Raw genomic sequence first — 17,073 nt, 5'->3', positions numbered from 1 at the left:
TATCCATCGCGTGGTGGCCCCTGTCGCCGCCGGAGGCCATGATGGGCCCATGGCGAAGGCGGCGGAGGCGTTTGTGCAGGCGGGGGAGCGGGAGGTCCGGGTCTCCTCCCCCGAGCGGGTGATCTACGAGGCGACCGAGGGGACGCCCGCGATCACCAAGGTCGAGGTCGCTCAGTACTTCGCCGACGTCGGGGAGGGCCTGATGCGGGCCCTGCGCGACCGGCCCACCGCGCTGGAGCGGTGGCCCTCGGGCGTGCGCGAGGGCTTCCAGCTGGCGACCGGGCCGCAGGACAAGGACGCCGAGGCGTTCTACCAGAAGCGGATCGCCAAGGGGGCGCCCGACTGGATCGACTCCGTCGAGATCACCTTCCCCTCCGGGCGCACGGCGCGGGAGATCTGCCCGACCGAGGTCGCGGTGGCCGTGTGGTGCGCCCACATGGGCACCCTCACCTTCCACCCGTGGCCGGTGCGGAGCGCCGACGTGGACCGTCCTGACGAGCTGCGCATCGACCTCGACCCGCAGCCCGGCACCTCGTTCGGCGACGTGGTGCGGGTGGCGCAGGTCGCCCGCGAGCTGCTCACCGGTCTCGGCATCCGGCCGTTCGTCAAGACCAGCGGCAACCGGGGGCTCCACGTCTTCGCCCGGATCCGTCCCGAGTGGGAGTTCCCCGACGTCCGGCACGCCGCCATCGCCCTCGGCCGCGAGCTGGAGAAGCACGACGAGGGCGTGACCACCGCCTGGTGGAAGGAGGAGCGGGGCGAGCGGATCTTCGTCGACTACAACCAGAACACCCGCGACCGCACCATCGCCTCGGCATACTCCCTGCGGCCGCTGCCCGGGGCCCCCGTCTCCACCCCGGTCGCCTGGGAGGAGCTGGACGACGTCAAGGACCCGCGGGCCTTCAACCTCCTCACCGTGCCGGAGCGGCTCGCCTCCGGTGGCGACCCGTGGCAGGAGATCGACGACGTCGCCCACGACCTCGCTCCGCTGCTCGAGCTGTGGGAGGCCGACCCGCGCGAGCTCAACTACCCGCCCGACCACCCCAAGATGCCGGGCGAGCCCCCTCGGGTGCAGCCGAGCAAGAAGGTCGCCGAGCACTGGGACGACGACGGCAACCGGGTCGAGCCGTGAGCGGGGAGGGCCGGGCGCCCAGCGGCCGGCGTGAGCCGGGCCGGTTCGGGGCCGCCGGTGCGGAGCGGTGGAGCGACTACCTCGACTGGCTTCGCGCCGACGTCGTGACGACGGTCCTGGAGATGCACGCCGGCGAGCGGCGCCGGGTCCTCGTCCCGTCGGGCTGGTCGCCCCTCGAGCTGCTCTCCCACCTGATGCACATGGAGCAGCGCTGGTTCGTCTGGGGCTTCCTCGCCGAGCCGGTCCGCGACCCGTGGGGCGACTGGAACACCGACGACCCGCAGCGGCCCGACGACCCCCACGAGGTGCGCGGGGACGCGCGCTGGGAGGTGCCCGACGCCGTCACCGCCGAGCGGCTCGCGGAGCGCCTCGAGGCGGTGGCCGAGCGGACGCGCCAGATCCTCCACGAGCATCCCCTCTCAGCCAGGGCGGCGGTCGGTGGCCGGTTCGACGACCACCCCCCGACGTTGGAGTGGATCTGCTTCCACGTGCTGGCCGAGTACGCCCGGCACGCCGGTCACCTCGACGTGGTGGCCGAGCTCGGCCGCGGCGCCGGTGCGACCCCGGGCACCGACTAGCCTGCACCCCGTGACTCCTCCCAACCGTCCCAAGCTCGTCCTGGTCACCGGCTCGGGCCGCAGCGGGACCAGCAGCGTCGCCGGCACCCTCAAGCGCCTCGGGCTCCACATCCCCCAGCCCGAGGTGCCCGCAGACGACGCCAACCCCCGGGGCTACTACGAGCCCCTGTGGGTGACCGAGTTCCACAAGGACGTGCTCAACCCGGTGCCGGTGCGCACCATCGACACCCGCCCGGACGCCGCCGAGATCGCGATCGCGGCCGGCTCCGCCCCCGAGGTGGAGGCCCGCCTGCGCGAGTGGCTCGGCGAGCAGCTCGACCCCGCGCTGCACCAGGGCCAGATCCTGGTCAAGGACCCGCGCGCCTTCTGGATCCTCCCGGTGTGGACCGAGGTGGCCGCCGGTCTGGGGGCCGACGTGGTCACGCTCACCATGCTGCGCCACCCCACCGAGGTGGTGCGCTCGCGCGACACCGCCTACCTGACCGAGCAGACGCCGAAGTTCCGGCGCCAGCGCGAGACGGCCAACGTGGCCGCCTGGGTCAACGCCGCCCACCTGACCGAGCTCGCCACCCGGGAGCAGGCGCGGGCCTTCGTCCGCTACCCGGAGCTGATCGAGGACTGGCGCACGGCGATGGCGCGGGCCGGCGAGCAGCTGGGGCTGGTCTACTCCGCCGACCTGTCCGACCACGCCCACCACGAGGTCGACGACTTCATCGACGCCCGGCTCAACCGGTCGGCGATCACCTGGGACGACCTCGCGGTGCCGGCCGCCCTGCGCGACCTCGCCGAGCGCACCTGGCAGGCGATGAACACGCTGGTCGAGACCCCGCACGACGACCGCGCCCTCGCCGAGCTCGGCGAGCTGCGGGAGAAGTACGCCGAGATGTTCGAGCACGCCGAGGCGATGGCGATGGACGCCACCACGGCGCGGGTCACCGCGGGTCGCCGCGAGGTGCGACGCAACAAGGAGGCCGAGCTGGCGCAGGTGCGCCGCGAGGTCGAGGAGCTCCGCGCGGAGAACGCCGCGCTGCGCCGCTCGCTGCCCAACCGGCTGGTCGCCCGGCTCCGCGGTCGCTGACCCCGGCCCCAACCTCGCGGAGCCTCTCCGCTGCGGCGCTCAGCGCTCCCAGGGGGCGGGGACCGGGAAGTAGTGCTCCAGGAACTCCCCGAGCACCCGGTCGACCTCCTCGGCGTCGAGCGCGAAGTCGTGGTGGTCGCCGACGCAGAAGAAGTCCTTGTCCCGGGCACGCAGCTGACGCAGCTGCCGCTCCACCCGGGCGTTGCTCAGGTCGATGAAGGCGTGCTCGGCCCGACCGGCGTAGGCGGTGCCGGTGGCCAGCCCGTGGTGCTGGGCCAGGGAGCTGAGCATCGAGACGTCGGTCGGTGAGCGGAAGGGGGCGTGCGCGGTGGCGTCCACCGCGGCGGCGTAGCGCTCGGCGACCTCGGTGAGCACCGAGACGCGGTGCGGGTGCGGGGAGTGCGCCATCACCCGGGTGATGGTCACCCCCAGCTCCGCCTGCAGCAGCCTGCGGTTGTTGGCCGCGGCCTGGAGGAAGGGCCGCAGCTGCTCGGGGTCGTCGGTCGGCAGCCCGATCAGGCCGTCGGCGACGAACGCCGCGAAGTCGCCGCCGGGGGAGAAGAACGCCTCGGGCCCGAGCGGCCGGCCGAGGAAGACGTCGTCGTTGAGGTAGACGAAGTGCTCGGCCAGGCCGGGCACCCGGTGCAGCCCGGTCTCGATCGCCTGGGAGTTGAAGGTGGGCAGGGCGTCGGCCGGCAGGATCTCGCGGTGGTCGACCAGCCGGACCCGGCCCGACTCCAGGGCCTCGTCGGCCAGCCACGCCGGGCGCTGGCCGGCGGTGACGAGGTGGATGGTGCGCACCCACGGCGCGAAGAGGTGGACGCTGCGCATCGAGTAGCGAAGCTCGTCCCAGCTGCGGAAGCGGGCGTGCCCGCTGGCCTCCCGGCGCCGCTCCGTCCCGTCGGCCCGCTCCAGCCGGGCCTGGCGGGCGGCGTTCCAGGCGGGATCCTCGGCGTCGACCCAGGTGTAGACGACGTCCACCGGGAAGCGGCACTCGTCGACCCGGGGCGCGGCCATCAGCGGCAGCGTCGGCACCTCGCGCTCGTGCACGGTCGTGGTCGCGGTCGCCGCGCCGACCGGCACCTCGGCCGCGTAGGCCGGGAGCCGGGGGGCCACCAGCAGGTCGCCGTCGCGGTCCCAGAACTCCAGCCAGGCGCCGGCTCCGCGCAGGTGGCTGGGCCGGCCGTCCTCGCCCCGCGGCCAGGGCTCCAACGCCAGCCGGGCGGTCATCGCCCGCGACTGGAGGGCCACCATCTCCGCGACCGGCAGCCGTCGCTCGGGCCACCCGTGGTCGCCGGGGTCGAGGAGCGAGAGGTGGTCCGGCGCCCCGACCAGGCGGGAGAGGACGCCCTGCCGGTGCTCGGCGGGGACCACCACCGTGGTGGGGTCAGCCCCGTGCGGGGGCACCACGAACCACCCGTCGAACCCGGCCGCGGCGGCGACCAGCAGGTCCAGCGCCTCGCGGCGCGACTCCTCGGGGGTCACCAGCGGGACGGCGACCCCGGGGGCGCGCTCCTGGGTGTGCCGACCGACGCGGAGCCGGGAGCCGGGCGGCCCGGCGGCGGCCGCGGCCTCCATCCGGCTGCGCCCCTCGCGGCGGCCGGCGACCCGGGTGAAGACCTCCTCCCAGCGGGCGGAGATCACCTCGGGGCGATAGGCCTGGGCGGCGTCGTGGGCGCCCTTCCCGAGGCGCTGCAGCAGCTCCTCGTCGGCGGTCAGGCGACCCAGCGCCGAGGCGAGCCCCGCCTTGGCGCCGGCGCTGACCAGCAGCCCGCTCACCTCGTGCTCCACGAGCTCCCGCGGGCCCGAGGGGCAGTCGTAGGTGACCACGGGGACCCCGGCCGACATCGCCTCCTGGGCGACCAGCGGGAAGCCCTCGGTCCGCGAGCTGAGAGCGCAGACGGAGGCGGCCGCCCACTCGGCGCGCATGTCGTCGACGGCTCCCGGGAGCTCGACCCGGTCCTCGAGGCCGAGCTTGGCGACCTGGGCCAGCAGCTCGCCGCGCAGCGGGCCGTCGCCGAGGATCCGCAGCCGCCAGCCGGGGGCGTCGAGGCGGCCGAAGGCGCGCACGAGGTGGATGAACTGCTTCTCCGCGACGATCCTGCCCGCCGCCACCACCAGGCGCCCGTCGAGCGCGGAGCGCGGCTGCGGGGCCGCCGGCAGCGGGTTGGGCATCACCAGCAGCTCGGGGGCGACCGGACCCAGCTCGTGGGCCAGCCAGGCGGCCGACGACTCGGTGAGCAGGGCCACCGCGTCGGCCCGCGGGGCGAAGGCGAGCAGCGGCTCCATGCCACCCACCCGGTCGGCCGAGGAGCGGTGCTCCTGGTGGACCACCGCCACCCGGTCGGGGGTGAGCTGGACGGCGGCGGCGAGCAGCGCCGGGGTGACCGTGACCAGCACGTCGACGTCGAGGTCGGGCAGGGCCGCGGTGAGGGCGGCGTCGGTGAGCGCGGAGAACTGCCCGTCCCACCGCGCCGGGACCAGCACCGACGGACGCCGGTCGAGCCCGTCGGGGTGCGGGGTGCGCAGGTCGGCCAGGTAGCGGACCTCGACGCGGGGGTCGACGGCGTAGTGCGGGGCGTCGGCGGTGCGGGTGACGCTGACCAGGCTGACGTCGTGCCGGGCGGCGAGCGCGCCCGCCTGGGTGATCGCCGAGCGGGAGGTGCCGCCCATGCCGTCCAGGTTGAGGACCAGGAAGGCGATGCGCAGCCGGTCGCCGGCGCGTCGCCGCAGGAGCCGCCGCATCAGAGCCCGGTGACGCCCTCGCCGCCGCCGGCCTGCTCGTCGAAGTTCTCCTGCTCCAGCAGGTGGAGGACCGGGACCCCGATCTTGCGACGGGCCCGCGAGGACCAGTCGACGTGGAAGAACTCCGCGACCACGTGGGGCCGGGTCAGGATGATGACCTCCCGCCCGTCGACCTGCTTCACCAGGGCCTCGAGCGCGTCCACCGGCGGGTCGGTGATGGCCTTGCCGACCGCGCGGGCGCCGGTCGAGGAGAGGGCCGCGAGGCTGGTGGTCAGCTCCTGGGCCGCGCGGTCCTCGCACTCGTGGCGGACGGCCTCGTAGTCGAAGTCGGTCATCACCGCGGGGGCGGCCAGCAGCTCTCCGGTGCCGAGGGTGCCCATCGCCGCCTCGACGCGCGCCGCGGCGTCCTCGATCGGGATCAGCACGTGGTAGACGACCTCGTCGACGATCTCCTCGTGCAGGCTGTGGATCTGCTGCGCGTCACTGGCGCTCACCTCGTGCTCGGCGAGGATCACCACGTCGTAGGTGCCGATGCCGTCGTCGATCCGCTCGTTGCGCGTGCTGTCGCCGCTCTGGCTCATGCCACCTCACCCTTCGGAGTCTGTGCCCAGGATCCTAGCGAGGTCGTAGCGCACGGGCTCCTCCAGTTGCCGGTAGTCGCACGACTCCGGGTCCCGGTCGGGCCGCCAGCGCTTGAAGTGGGCGGTGTGCCGGAACCGGCGCCCCTCCATGTGGTCGTACTTCACCTCGAGCACCCGCTCAGGCCGCAGCGCCACGAAACCGAGGTCCTTGTCGGCGCTCCAGCGGCTCTTGGTGCCGGGGATCCGGTCCGGGTTGGCGACCGCCCACTGGCTCCACTCGCCCCACGGGTGCTCCTCGGGGTCGCAGACCAGCGCCTGCATCTCGTCCCAGAGCTCGGCGCGGCGCTTCTCGGTGAAGCTGGCGCTGACGCCGACGTGCTGCAGCCGGGGTTCGCCGTCGGCCCCGTCGTCGAAGAGGCCGAGGAGCAGGCTGCCCAGCAGCCGGCGCTCGGGGGTGGAGGTCTTGTGCTCGCGCATCCCCGCGACCACCACGTCGGCGGTCCGCTCGTGCTTGATCTTGAGCATCGTGCGGGCGTTCGGCGCGTACGCCGCGTCCAGCGGCTTCGCGATCACGCCGTCCAGGCCGGCGCCCTCGAAGGTCGTGAACCACTCCTGGGCGACTGTGACGTCGGTGGTCGTCCGGGTCAGGAAGCACGGTCCGTCCAGCCCCGTCAGTGCCCGCTCCAGCTCGGCCCGCCGCTCGGCGAAGGGCCGCTCGAGCCAGGAGTCGTCGCCCAGGGCCAGCAGGTCGAAGGCCACGAAGCCGGCGGGGGTGCTCTCGGCGAGCATCTTCACCCGGGAGGCGGCCGGGTGGATCCGCTCCTGCAGCACCTCGAACTCCAGCCGCTCGCCGCCCTCGGCGGTGGGACGGGCCACGAAGAGCTCGCCGTCGAGGACGACGCGGTCGGGGAGCTGCTCCTTGATCGCGGCGACCAGCTCGGGGAAGTAGCGGGTGAGCGGCTTGGTGTTGCGGCTGGTCAGCTCGACCTCGTCGCCGTCGCGGAAGACCAGGCAGCGGAAGCCGTCCCACTTCGGCTCGAAGCTGAAGCCGCCCGCGGTGGGCACGGACGACACGGACTTGGCGAGCATCGGCCGCACCGGCGGCATCACGGGGAGGTCCACACCCCGAGCCTAGAGCGCGGGACAGACGTCCGCGCGCCCTCGCCGCGGACCCCTACGCCGTGGGGGCCCGGCGCTCGCCGACGAGGTGCGCGATCGCGTCGCCCGCGCCCGCCGATAGGCTGGGCCGCCTATCCCCGGTTGGTCTGCCGGCAGGGCCCGCCTGACTTTGAATCAGGACTAGCGACGTAGGTTCGACTCCTACCCGGGGAGCTGCGTCAGCGTGGCACCACGCGCACGGTGAAGACGGTGCTGCCGCCCGCGACGATCGCGTCGCCGGCGAAGACCACGCGTCCGCGGATCCGGCCCGCCGCCCTGGCTGGCGCCAGGCGGAGACGGGCCCTGCCCCGGCTGTCGAGCCGGACCGTGTAGGTCTTCGGCCGTACCGCGCCGCGGACGGTCACCCGGACCGTCCCGCCGGGGGTCACGCCGGCGGCCGCGACGGTGACGACGACCCTGACCCTGGCGCCGCGGCGGATCCTCTTCGGGGCCTTGGCGCGCAGCCGCACGGCCGCCTGGGACGGCCCCGGGGGGACCGCACCCGCGGTCGGGCCGGGGACCGGCCCCGGTGTCGGACCCGGTGTCGGACCCGGGTTCGGAGAGGGCACGGGTGTCGGCGCTGGTGTCGGCGCTGGTGTCGGCGCTGGGGTCGGACCCGGCGTCGGCTCCGCCGCCGTGACGGCGACGGAGAGCGACGTGGCCGCCCCCGCCCGGTGCGCCGGGCCCCCGCCGTAGCGCGCACTCACCACCCGGGTGCCGGCGGTGGCGAACGGCGGCAGGACGAGCCGGGCCCGCCCGTCGACCAGGTCGCGGGTCGCGACCGGGCTGCCGTCGACGGCGAACGTCACGGACCCGGTCGGGACGGGCCCGGCGGCCTCACCGCTGACCGAGGCGGTGAGGGTGACCGGGTCGTCGGCGGTGGGTGCGAGCGGCTCGGCGCTCAGCGACACGCGTGCCTCGGGCAGGGCCTCCCCGACGGGGACGTCCTGGGTGGCCAGCGCCAACACGGTGCCGGGCAGGTCCACCGCGTGGGTGACGGTGCGGCCCAGGACGCCGCCGGTCGCGACGGCCCCGTCGACGGTCACCTCGTAGGAGAGCCGCACCGGGCCCGAGGCGGTGCCGGTCAGGGCGGCCAGCTGGTCGTAGGAGCCGGTCCAGGTGACCGTGCCGTCCGCGTGGCTGCCACCGGCGGTGACCGAGCCGGGCACGTACGTCGTCCCGGCCGGAAGCTCCTCGGAGATCGTGTAGCCCGCCCCCTCCTCGTCCTGCTCGGGCTCGAGCAGCACGTCGTGGCGCACGGTCCCGTAGGGGCGCGCCACCGCCGGCTCCGTGGCCAACGTGACGTCGTCGCCGACGCGGGTCACCAGCAGCGGGAAGGTGTCGGCCACCCCGCCCCCGGAACCGATCCGCAGGAGGCCGAACGACGGGCCGGTGGCGGCGTCCGGCTGGTCCCACGCGACCCGGACGCCGCTGCTGCCGTCGGGGCGCGCGGCCTCGAGGCTGGCGGCCATCGTGCCGTCGTCGGCCCGCGGCATGAAGGTGGTCTGGGTGACGGTCACCGGGTCGTCGCCCGACGTCTCGTAGAAGGTGTAGACCCACCACCGCCCGGCCGCCGGGTCCGTCACGGTGCAGCTCCGGTCGCCGGGGGCCGAGGTGCTGCGGCACCTGACGTTGTTGTCGGTGATCGAACCGGTGCCGAGGAGCACCTGGAGCTGGTCCGCGGTCGAGTCGGTCAGGTCGACCCGCAGGGCGGCCGTTCCGGCAGGGACGTCGACGTACTGGGCCTCGCCATCATCCGGGCTGGTGAGGGTGCGCGAGGTGGCGACACCGGGAGCCAGGCTCGACGCGGTCACTGCCGAGCCGGTGCGGGCCCGGACTCCGTCGAGTGCGGCCGAGGAGGCGTCGCGACGTGTGCTCAGCGCGCCGTCGTGCTGGCCTTCGGTGGGCATCGGTCGCACGGCCAGGGGAAGGCGCGCGCTCGGCGTCAGCGGGTCGCTGGAGGTCAGGACGACGGTCGCGAACGCCCACGAGCCGTCCGGCAGGCCGGCGACGTCCGCGGACACGTCCAGGTCGATCCACCCGCCGTCGGAGACCGTCCACGAGGTCTGGGCGAGCTCGACGGCGAGACCGGAGCTCGCGCCCTCGACGGTGGCGGTCCAGGTGACCGTCGTCGCGGCCCCCGGCAGCGTCGCCGTCATTGTGGCCCGGCGGTCCCACGAGCAGGAGGCGATGCAGCGGTCGGCCGCCATGCTCGGCAGGTTGAGGGTGCTCGGGTCACCGCCGAGGGCGGGGTCGGCGGCGCGGTACTCCGCCTCGGTGACGTCGAAGAGCAGGCCGGCCCGGGCGGCCCGGGAGACGTCGAGGCTGCCGGACCCGGTCTCGAACGGCGAGGCTGCGGTGCCGTCGTGGTCGCGGACGCCGCTGCGCGCGGTGCTCATCATCGCGGACTGCATCTGCGCCGGCGTCCACGTCGGGTGCAGCTGGGTGAGCAGGGCCAGCGCGCCCGCGACGTGGGGGCTGGCCATGGAGGTGCCCGTCATCTGCTCCCAGGAACCGGGGGACGGGTCGTCGATCCCCCCGGCGGCGATGATGTCGGTGCCGGGGGCGGCCAGCGACGGCGTGATGGTGGAGGTGAACGCGTTCGCCCCACGGCTGGTGGACACGTTGAGCACGTCGGCACGGGAAGGGTCCACGAAGTCGCCGCTGACCAGCCGGGCGCGGGGAGCGGTCTTGCCGACGAGCCAGCTCTTGAGCTGCCGGCCCTGGGCCGTCGAGAGGTGGACGCCCGGGAGGTCGTAGAGATCGCCGACCGGTGCGGTGCCCGCCGCGACGTCGACCAGGACCATCCCGACCCCGCCCGCGGCCTTCACCGCCGTGGCCTTGCCGGTCCGCGAGAGGCTGGTGACGCCGTCGGGCTCGAGGCCGCCGCGGTCGCAGACCACGAGCGTGCCGGCGACCCGGGCGGGGTCCAGGCGATCGGCTCGGCAGAACGCCGAGCCGTCGTGCGACACCGCGGAGGCCAGCACCAGCGGTGCCGGAGCGGCCGTCTCGCCGCCCCAGGCCAGGCCCTGGAGGGCTCCGAGGGTCGCGCCGCCGTCTGCGGTGATCGAGGTGAGCGTGGTGCGGAACTGGCGGCCGTGGTCCAGGTTGCCGACGGAGGTGACCCAGGGCGCGGCGGCCGTGGAGGTGATGGTCCCCGCGCCGGGGCCGGAGTTGCCGGCCGAGACCGCCACGTGGATGCCCGCGGCGCGGGCGTTGAGGAAGGCCCGGGTCTTCAGGTCCGCCCAGGGGGAGGTGTTGCTGGAGCTGATCGAGTGGTTGAGGACGTCGACGTCGTCCAGGATCGCCTGCTCGATCGCGGCCAGCATCATCAACTGGAAGCAGCCGGCACTGGTGTTGTTGCACACGTCGTAGGCGATGACGTTGGCGTGCGGCGCGACCCCGCTGAGGGGCAGCCCGTTGGGCAGCTCGACCTGGTTGCCGGCGGCCGTCGAGGCGGTGTGGGTGCCGTGCGCGTTGCCGTCGAAGAGGTCGACGTCCTCGTCGAAGTCGTAGGCGCCGATCAGCTTGCCGTTGCAGGGGAAGGCGGCGTCGTACTGGGCGTGGGTGGGGTCGCAACGGCCGTAGTAGCGGCCGCGGGGGTTGGTGACCACGTGGCCGTCGCCGCCGGCGGCGACGGGGACCGTCTCGGCGAACGACGGGTTGGACGGGTTGATGCCGCTGTCCAGGACGCCGACGACGACCCCCTCGCCACGGACGGCGAGCCCGCCGGCCGTGCCGTCCCAGACCGCCGGCGCGCCGACGTGGGCAGGGCCGCGGTCGGTGTCGGGCGCGAAGGCCTCGTCGACGACCACCGCGACGACGTCGGGCAGCCTGGCGACGTCGGCGGCCTGGGCGCCGGTCAGCTCCACGGTGAAGCCGTTGAGCGCGCGGGTGAAGCGCCTCTCCACGCCAGGGGTGCCGCCGACGATCTCGCGCACCTCGCGCAGCGCCGCGGACTGCTCGGCACGGATCTCCCGGAGCTGGGCGGCCGGGGGGGTGCCCGCCGGGCGGGCCGGCACGGGCGCCGACGCGAGCTCGACGACGTAGCGCTCCCGTCGGTCCGCGTCACCCGGGCCGGTGATCGAGCCGCTGGGGGTGGTCGGTGCCGCGAGGGCGGCCGGGGCGGCCGGGGCGGTGAGCCCGAGCAGCCCGAGCAGCATGAGGAGCACGGTGGTGGTGGAGGTGGCGGCGCGACGGCGCGGGAACATCGAGTCTCCGAGGGGAGTGGCCGAGAGAGGCGGGGAGGATACGGGCGAGAGGGCGATCAGGGGGTCGGTTGCGTGGGGGAGGGACCTTGGTCCCGGAGTCTGGCCGACCCGCGCCCTCCTTGTCAGGCGTTCGGCCAACTCGCCGCCCTCTAGGCTGCGTGTTCATGGACAACCTCACAGTGATCGTCCTCGCCGCCGGCGGGGGCACCCGCATGAAGTCCAAGACCATGAAGGTGCTGCACCCGGTCGGTGGACGCTCGATGATCGGCCACGTGCTCAGTGCCGTGCAGGCGATGGAGCCGTCGCGGGTCGTCGCCGTCGTCGGTCACCAGCGCGAGCAGGTCGGCCCGCACATCCAGCAGCTGGTGCCCGACGCGGTGCTGGCGGTCCAGGAGACCCAGGAGGGCACCGGGCACGCCGTCCGGGTGGCCTGCGAGGCGGCCCACGTCCACGAGGGCACCGTGGTGGTGGCCGCGGGCGACACCCCCCTCCTCGACGGCCAGAGCCTGCGCGACTTCGTGGCCGACCACGTCGCCTCGCGTCGCGCGGTGAGCATCCTCACCGGGGTCGTGGAGGACCCCACCGGCTACGGCCGCATCGTGCGCGACGAGAGCGGTGACGTCGAGGCCATCGTCGAGGAGAAGGAGGCCGACGCCGGACAGCGGGCGATCCGGGAGATCAACTCCGGCATCCTCGCCTTCGACGCCGGCTTCCTCACCGACGCCCTCGGCCGGATCCGCAACGACAACGCCAAGGGCGAGTACTACCTCACCGACGCGGTCGGGATCGCGCGCGAGGCCGGGCTGCGGGTGGGCGCCTACGTCGTCGACGACGTACGCCAGACCGAGGGGGCCAACGACCGGGCCCAGCTCGCCGAGCTCGGCCGCGAGCTCAACCGCCGCATCGTCACCCGGTGGATGCGCGAGGGGGTCACCGTGATGGACCCGGCGACCACCTGGATCGACGCCGACGTGGTCCTCGAGCCCGATGTCACGCTGCTGCCCGGCACCCAGCTGCTGGGCGCCACCGTCGTGCGCGAGGACGCGGTGGTCGGCCCCGACTCCACCCTCAAGGACTGCGAGGTCGGGGTCGGCGCCCGGGTGGTGCGCACCCACGCCGAGCTGGCGGTGGTGGGGGACCGGGCCAACGTGGGCCCTTTCTCCTACCTGCGCCCCGGGACCAAGCTGGGCGCCGACGGCAAGATCGGCGCCTTCGTGGAGACCAAGAACTCCGACATCGGGCCCGGCGCCAAGGTCCCACACCTGTCCTACGTGGGTGACGCAGAGATCGGGGAGGGGACCAACATCGGCGCCGGCACCATCGTGGCCAACTACGACGGGGTGGCCAAGCACCGGACCGTGGTGGGGCGGCACGCGCGCACCGGTTCCAACAACACCTTCGTGGCCCCGGTGAGCATCGGCGACGGCGCGGCGACCGGGGGCGGGACCGTGGTGCGCAAGGACGTGCCGCCCGGCGCGCTCGCGGTCTCCGCCGGCCCTCAGCGCAACATCGAGGGCTGGGTCGTCTCGCGCCGCTCCGGGACGCCGCAGGCCGAGGCCGCGCAGGGCGGGGTCGTGCCCGGCGAGGGCGAGGCGGACGGCGAGCCGGGGTCAGGGGCCTCCTAGCGGACGCGGCCCGTCCCACCGGAGACCCCGGGGTTGGGCCGGGGTTGGTGCGTGAGCCACAATCTGTCGGTACGGGCCTGTTCCACCTGGTCTCACCTCACCCCCCCGAGGAGTCTCGCCGTGAGCGGAATGAAGCGCACCACGGAGAAGAACCTGATGGTCTTCAGTGGCCGAGCCCACCCGGAGCTGGCCGTCGAGGTCGCCGACCTCCTCGGCAGCGGGCTGGTGCCACAGTCGGCGTACGGCTTCGCCAACGGCGAGATCTACGTCCGCTACGAGGAGTCGGTGCGGGGGTGCGACGCCTTCGTCATCCAGAGCCACACCTCGCCGATCAACGAGTGGATGATGGAGCACCTGATCATGGTCGACGCGCTCAAGCGCGCCTCGGCCAAGCGGATCACGGTCGTCATGCCCTTCTACGGCTACGCCCGCCAGGACAAGAAGCACCGCGGTCGCGAGCCGATCTCGGCCCGGCTGATCGCCGACCTCTTCAAGACCGCCGGTGCCGACCGGCTGATCACCGTCGACCTGCACTCCGACCAGATCCAGGGCTTCTTCGACGGCCCGGTCGACCACCTGATGGCCATCACGATCCTCACCGACTACGTCAAGGAGAAGTACGGCACCCAGCAGCTCGCCGTGGTCTCCCCGGACGCCGGTCGGATCAAGGTGGCCGAGCGCTGGTCGGCCCGCCTCGGGGGAGTGCCGCTGGCCTTCATCCACAAGACCCGTCGCACCGACCGGCCCAACGAGACCGTCGCCAACCGTGTGGTCGGCGACGTCGCCGGCCGGGTCGCGGTGCTGACCGACGACATGATCGACACCGGCGGCACCATCGTGAAGGCCGCCGAGGCGTGCATGGAGGCGGGGGCGAGCGGCGTGGTCATCGCGGCAACCCACGCGATCCTCTCCGACCCGGCGGTCGACCGCCTGAAGAACTGCGTGGCCACCGAGGTGGTCGTCACCAACACGCTGCCGATCCCCGAGGACAAGCAGTTCGACAAGCTGACCACGCTCTCGATCGCCCCGCTGCTCTCGCGGGCGATCCGCGAGGTCTTCGAGGACGGCTCCGTCACCTCGATGTTCGACGGTCAGGCCTGACCCCGGCCGCCGAGGACAGCGCCTCCAGCCCGTCGCCGGAGAGCTCCCGGGCGGCGCCGAGCCGCCCCGCGCAGACCATCAGCAGCTCCGGCACCTGGCCGGCGAGGGTGGGTCCGCGACCGCGGCTCCACTCCGTGTCGGTGGCCACCATGCGCACCGACCGCACGATCTCGCGGCTGCCCATCAGCCGGGCGAGCAGACGGCACCGGTCGGCGGCCACCGCGGCGGCGGCGGCCGGCATCTCGTGCCGTCGCCCCAGCGGGCGCACGACGTCCTGGTGGTGGACCAGGGCGTCGACCAGGGGCTCCACCACGGTCGTCGTGGCCACCTTGGCGCGCGAGTCGGCGTACTTCTCGAAGTCGGCGAGGATCCGTGCGGCCGGCTGCCGGCCACGCTCCAACACGTCGCGGTAGATCATCTCGTCGTAGCTCCGCCCCAGGTTGCGCAGGAAGAGGGCGGCGACGTCGCGGGGACGCAACTGGGGGTTGGCGATCACGTGGGCGGCGACGTCCCGGACGGTCCAGCCGGTACAGAGCGAGGGATGCTCCCACTCGTCCTCGCTCAGCGTGGCCAGGGTGGCGGCGAGGCTGCGGCGCTCGGCGTGCACGTGGCGCCACACCTCGTCGGCCGGCATCGGTCGCAGGGTGGTGCGGAGCGACATGGGGCCACCCCCTCGGCGGGATTGGTAAGATTGGCTTACCACTATCGTCAGAGAGGCTGACTGATGTCAAGAGCTCCCCAGGCGGAGCCCCGCTGGTCGCGCGAGGAGTCGCGCGCGATGCATCCGGCCGTCCTGATGTTCGTCGCCCACCGTCACGCCGAGGAGCGGGTGCTGAGTCGGCTCGCTTCCCGGGGGCACGACCTCACCACCGCGCAGGCGCGCCTCGCTGCCCGCATCGACGAGGGGGGCACCCGGCTCACCGAGCTCGCGGAGCGGGCCGGGGTGACCAAGCAGTCGGCCGGCTTCCTCGTCGACGCGCTCGAGCGCGCGGGCTACGTACGGCGGGAGCCGGACCCCCGCGACGCGCGGGCGCGCCTGGTCCGTCTCGCCGAGCGGGGCGAGGAGGCCAGGGAGGTGGCGCGAGAGGTCGAGGCCGAGGTGCTCGAGGAGTGGGAGCGGCACCTGGGGCCGGAGGGTCTCGCGGCGCTGCAGGAGGCGCTGGCGGGGCTGCGCGAGATCACCGACCGGTGAGCGCCGACCGCTGACCGCTGACGATTTCTGGTCCGGCCCGGCGCCGGGTAGTCTGCTGAAGTTGCCTCGGCGAGGGAGTCCCACTCGGGATCTCCGTGATCGACAGGGCAGGCCAGCCGCCGCGCCGCGCCCCCTGCCGGGAGCGCGGCGTTCTTCGTCCCGGGGCAACCACAGAACCTGACCAGTCCGCAGCACAGCCCACACAACGGAGTCGAGCATGTCCACCGAGAAGATCACCGCCCAGGTCCGCCAGGAGTTCGGCAAGGGCGCGGCCCGCCGCATCCGCCGGGAGAACAAGATCCCCGCCGTCATCTACGGACACGGCGCCGACCCGATCCACGTGACCCTGCCCGGCCACGAGACCATGCTCGCGATCCGCAACGGCGGCGCCAACGCCCTGCTCGACCTCGACATCGACGGCGTGAGCCACCTCGGCCTGGTCCGCGACGTCCAGATCGACCCGATCCGCCGGGTCATCGAGCACGTCGACTTCGTCACCGTCGTCCGCGGCGAGAAGGTCACCGTCGACGTCCCGATCCACGTCGTCGGCGAGGCCGTCCGCGACTCGCTGGTCGTCACCGAGAACACCACCGTCCAGCTCGAGGCCGAGGCCACCCACATCCCCGAGCAGATCGAGGTCTCCGTCGAGGGTGCCGAGGCCGGTCTCCAGGTCCTCGCCTCCGACCTGGTGCTCCCCAAGGGCTCGAGCCTGCTCTCCGACGCCGACCTGCTGATCGTCAACGTGACCCAGCAGATCTCCGCCGAGGCCCTCGAGGCCCAGCTGGAGGAGGCCGAGGCCGAGGCCGGCATCGAGCGCGACGAGGCCGACGAGCCCGAGGAGTCCGCGGGGCCCGCCTCCGAGTGATCGCGGCCGGGCCCGCCCGGCTGCTCCGCACGACGTCTGCTCGCGGCGCCGTGGCCCTGTGGCCACGGCGCCGCGTCGCGTTCCGAGGGGGTCGGGGATAATCGGCGCCATGGACTCGCAGGTGTGGCTCGTCGTCGGGCTCGGGAACCCTGGCCCGAAGTACGCCGGGCACCGGCACAACGTCGGCTACCTGGTCAACGACCTGCTCGCCGAGCGACTGGGCTCGGGGTTCCGCACCCACAAGACCGGTCGCGCCGACGTGGTCGAGGGCCGGCTCGGGATGCCGGGCGCTCCCGGTCCCCGGCTGGTGCTGGTCCGCCCCCGGTGCTACATGAACGAGACGGGCGGCCCGGTCTCGGCGGTGGCCAAGTTCTACGGCGTACCGGCGGAGCGCATCGTGGCCGTCCACGACGAGCTCGACATCCCCTTCGGCACCCTGCGCCTGAAGAAGGGCGGCGGCGACAACGGGCACAACGGCCTCCGCTCGATGCGGTCCTCCCTGGGCACGGGTGACTTCTACCGGGTCCGGGCCGGGATCGGGCGCCCTCCCGGTCGCCAGGACGTGGCGGACTTCGTGCTCTCCGACTACTCCTCGACTGAGCGCAAGGAGCTGCCCATCCAGCTCGTCGAGGCCGCGGACGCGGTCGAGTGCCTGGTCACCGAGGGTCTGGAGAAGGCGCAGCAGCAGTTCAACCGCTGATTCCGGCCCCGCGCGTAACAGGTCGGGCGCCTCACACGCATGCCCAATATGAGGCAAGGTTCGTTGACGAACCGTCATCATTTCTCTCTCTGAGGCATTCCAAACCG

Annotated in this window: 13 protein-coding genes and 1 tRNA gene; 9 read left to right on the top strand and 5 right to left on the bottom strand. The window is 73.8% G+C overall.

Annotated features, from left to right (window positions below):
- Positions 1–49 precede the first annotated feature (49 nt).
- From AC4BGE_RS03940 to AC4BGE_RS03930, 3 genes are read left to right on the top strand one after another with little or no spacing between them, the layout of a single operon-like run.
- Entirely contained in the window at positions 50–1,132 is a 1,083-nt protein-coding gene (locus AC4BGE_RS03940; protein ID WP_490574412.1) for a DNA polymerase domain-containing protein, read from the top strand.
- Positions 1,129–1,710 (top strand): mycothiol transferase, encoded by a 582-nt coding sequence (locus AC4BGE_RS03935; RefSeq protein WP_490574411.1) that lies wholly within the window; start codon positions 1,129–1,131, stop codon positions 1,708–1,710. The genes AC4BGE_RS03940 and AC4BGE_RS03935 overlap by 4 nt, the downstream gene beginning before the upstream one ends.
- Positions 1,711–1,720: 10 nt before the next feature.
- Positions 1,721–2,788 carry a sulfotransferase family protein gene (locus AC4BGE_RS03930; RefSeq protein WP_490574410.1) on the top strand — a complete coding sequence of 356 codons (1,068 nt, stop codon included), beginning with the start codon at positions 1,721–1,723 and terminating at the stop codon, positions 2,786–2,788.
- Positions 2,789–2,827: 39 nt separating this feature from the next.
- On the opposite strand, the gene AC4BGE_RS03925 is transcribed toward AC4BGE_RS03930, so the two are convergent.
- Genes AC4BGE_RS03925 through AC4BGE_RS03915 form a run of 3 tightly spaced genes read right to left on the bottom strand, consistent with a single transcriptional unit; the run spans position 2,828 to position 7,236 of the window.
- Positions 2,828–5,533: a stealth conserved region 3 domain-containing protein gene (locus AC4BGE_RS03925; RefSeq protein ID WP_490574409.1), complete on the bottom strand. Its 2,706-nt coding sequence runs from the start codon at positions 5,531–5,533 to the stop codon at positions 2,828–2,830.
- Entirely contained in the window at positions 5,533–6,114 is a 582-nt protein-coding gene (locus AC4BGE_RS03920; RefSeq protein WP_490571649.1) for a hypothetical protein, read from the bottom strand. The genes AC4BGE_RS03925 and AC4BGE_RS03920 overlap by 1 nt, the downstream gene beginning before the upstream one ends.
- A gap of 6 nt (positions 6,115–6,120) precedes the next feature.
- Positions 6,121–7,236 (bottom strand): ATP-dependent DNA ligase, encoded by a 1,116-nt coding sequence (locus AC4BGE_RS03915; protein ID WP_490574408.1) that lies wholly within the window; start codon positions 7,234–7,236, stop codon positions 6,121–6,123.
- A gap of 131 nt (positions 7,237–7,367) precedes the next feature.
- On the opposite strand from AC4BGE_RS03915, the gene AC4BGE_RS03910 reads away from it, so the two are divergent.
- Positions 7,368–7,446: transfer RNA gene (locus AC4BGE_RS03910), tRNA-Gln, on the top strand.
- Between the two features lie 5 nt (positions 7,447–7,451).
- Here the strand turns inward: AC4BGE_RS03910 and AC4BGE_RS03905 are convergent.
- A complete protein-coding gene (locus AC4BGE_RS03905; RefSeq protein WP_490574407.1) occupies positions 7,452–11,483 on the bottom strand; it encodes a S8 family serine peptidase in 4,032 nt (1,343 codons plus the stop codon).
- A 164-nt stretch (positions 11,484–11,647) separates the two neighbouring features.
- On the opposite strand from AC4BGE_RS03905, the gene glmU reads away from it, so the two are divergent.
- Together glmU and AC4BGE_RS03895 are read left to right on the top strand one after the other, a co-directional pair.
- Entirely contained in the window at positions 11,648–13,108 is a 1,461-nt protein-coding gene (gene glmU / locus AC4BGE_RS03900) for a bifunctional UDP-N-acetylglucosamine diphosphorylase/glucosamine-1-phosphate N-acetyltransferase GlmU (protein ID WP_490571652.1), read from the top strand.
- A 129-nt stretch (positions 13,109–13,237) separates the two neighbouring features.
- Positions 13,238–14,209, top strand: a complete 972-nt coding sequence (locus tag AC4BGE_RS03895; RefSeq protein WP_490571892.1) for a ribose-phosphate diphosphokinase — start codon at positions 13,238–13,240, stop codon at positions 14,207–14,209.
- Here the strand turns inward: AC4BGE_RS03895 and AC4BGE_RS03890 are convergent.
- Positions 14,181–14,870, bottom strand: a complete 690-nt coding sequence (locus AC4BGE_RS03890) for a maleylpyruvate isomerase family mycothiol-dependent enzyme (RefSeq protein ID WP_490574406.1) — start codon at positions 14,868–14,870, stop codon at positions 14,181–14,183. The genes AC4BGE_RS03895 and AC4BGE_RS03890 overlap by 29 nt on opposite strands.
- A 63-nt stretch (positions 14,871–14,933) precedes the next feature.
- Between AC4BGE_RS03890 and AC4BGE_RS03885 the strand changes: the two genes are divergently transcribed.
- The 3 genes from AC4BGE_RS03885 to pth all read left to right on the top strand — a co-directional run bounded on the left by AC4BGE_RS03885 (position 14,934) and on the right by pth (position 16,966).
- Positions 14,934–15,401: a MarR family winged helix-turn-helix transcriptional regulator gene (locus tag AC4BGE_RS03885; protein WP_490571654.1), complete on the top strand. Its 468-nt coding sequence runs from the start codon at positions 14,934–14,936 to the stop codon at positions 15,399–15,401.
- 217 nt (positions 15,402–15,618) lie between these two features.
- Complete coding sequence (locus AC4BGE_RS03880) at positions 15,619–16,266, top strand: 50S ribosomal protein L25/general stress protein Ctc (RefSeq protein WP_490571655.1); 648 nt, start codon at positions 15,619–15,621, stop codon at positions 16,264–16,266.
- 109 nt (positions 16,267–16,375) lie between these two features.
- Positions 16,376–16,966, top strand: a complete 591-nt coding sequence (pth, locus tag AC4BGE_RS03875) for an aminoacyl-tRNA hydrolase (protein ID WP_490571656.1) — start codon at positions 16,376–16,378, stop codon at positions 16,964–16,966.
- Positions 16,967–17,073 lie beyond the last annotated feature (107 nt).

Source organism: Nocardioides sp. Z50_6 (genome assembly GCF_058215755.1).
The sequence above is the reverse complement of the archived record's forward strand: the minus strand, read 5'-3'. Positions and strand labels throughout refer to the sequence as shown.

Coding starts and splice junctions, on each gene's coding strand:
- AC4BGE_RS03940 (WP_490574412.1), top strand. CDS start 50: ATGGCGAAGGCGGCGGAGGCGTTTGTGCAGGCGGGGGAGCGGGAGGTC.
- AC4BGE_RS03920 (WP_490571649.1), bottom strand. CDS start 6,114: ATGAGCCAGAGCGGCGACAGCACGCGCAACGAGCGGATCGACGACGGC.
- AC4BGE_RS03895 (WP_490571892.1), top strand. CDS start 13,238: ATGAAGCGCACCACGGAGAAGAACCTGATGGTCTTCAGTGGCCGAGCC.
- AC4BGE_RS03925 (WP_490574409.1), bottom strand. CDS start 5,533: ATGCGGCGGCTCCTGCGGCGACGCGCCGGCGACCGGCTGCGCATCGCC.
- AC4BGE_RS03890 (WP_490574406.1), bottom strand. CDS start 14,870: ATGTCGCTCCGCACCACCCTGCGACCGATGCCGGCCGACGAGGTGTGG.
- AC4BGE_RS03885 (WP_490571654.1), top strand. CDS start 14,934: ATGTCAAGAGCTCCCCAGGCGGAGCCCCGCTGGTCGCGCGAGGAGTCG.
- pth (WP_490571656.1), top strand. CDS start 16,376: ATGGACTCGCAGGTGTGGCTCGTCGTCGGGCTCGGGAACCCTGGCCCG.
- AC4BGE_RS03905 (WP_490574407.1), bottom strand. CDS start 11,483: ATGTTCCCGCGCCGTCGCGCCGCCACCTCCACCACCACCGTGCTCCTC.
- glmU (WP_490571652.1), top strand. CDS start 11,648: ATGGACAACCTCACAGTGATCGTCCTCGCCGCCGGCGGGGGCACCCGC.
- AC4BGE_RS03880 (WP_490571655.1), top strand. CDS start 15,619: ATGTCCACCGAGAAGATCACCGCCCAGGTCCGCCAGGAGTTCGGCAAG.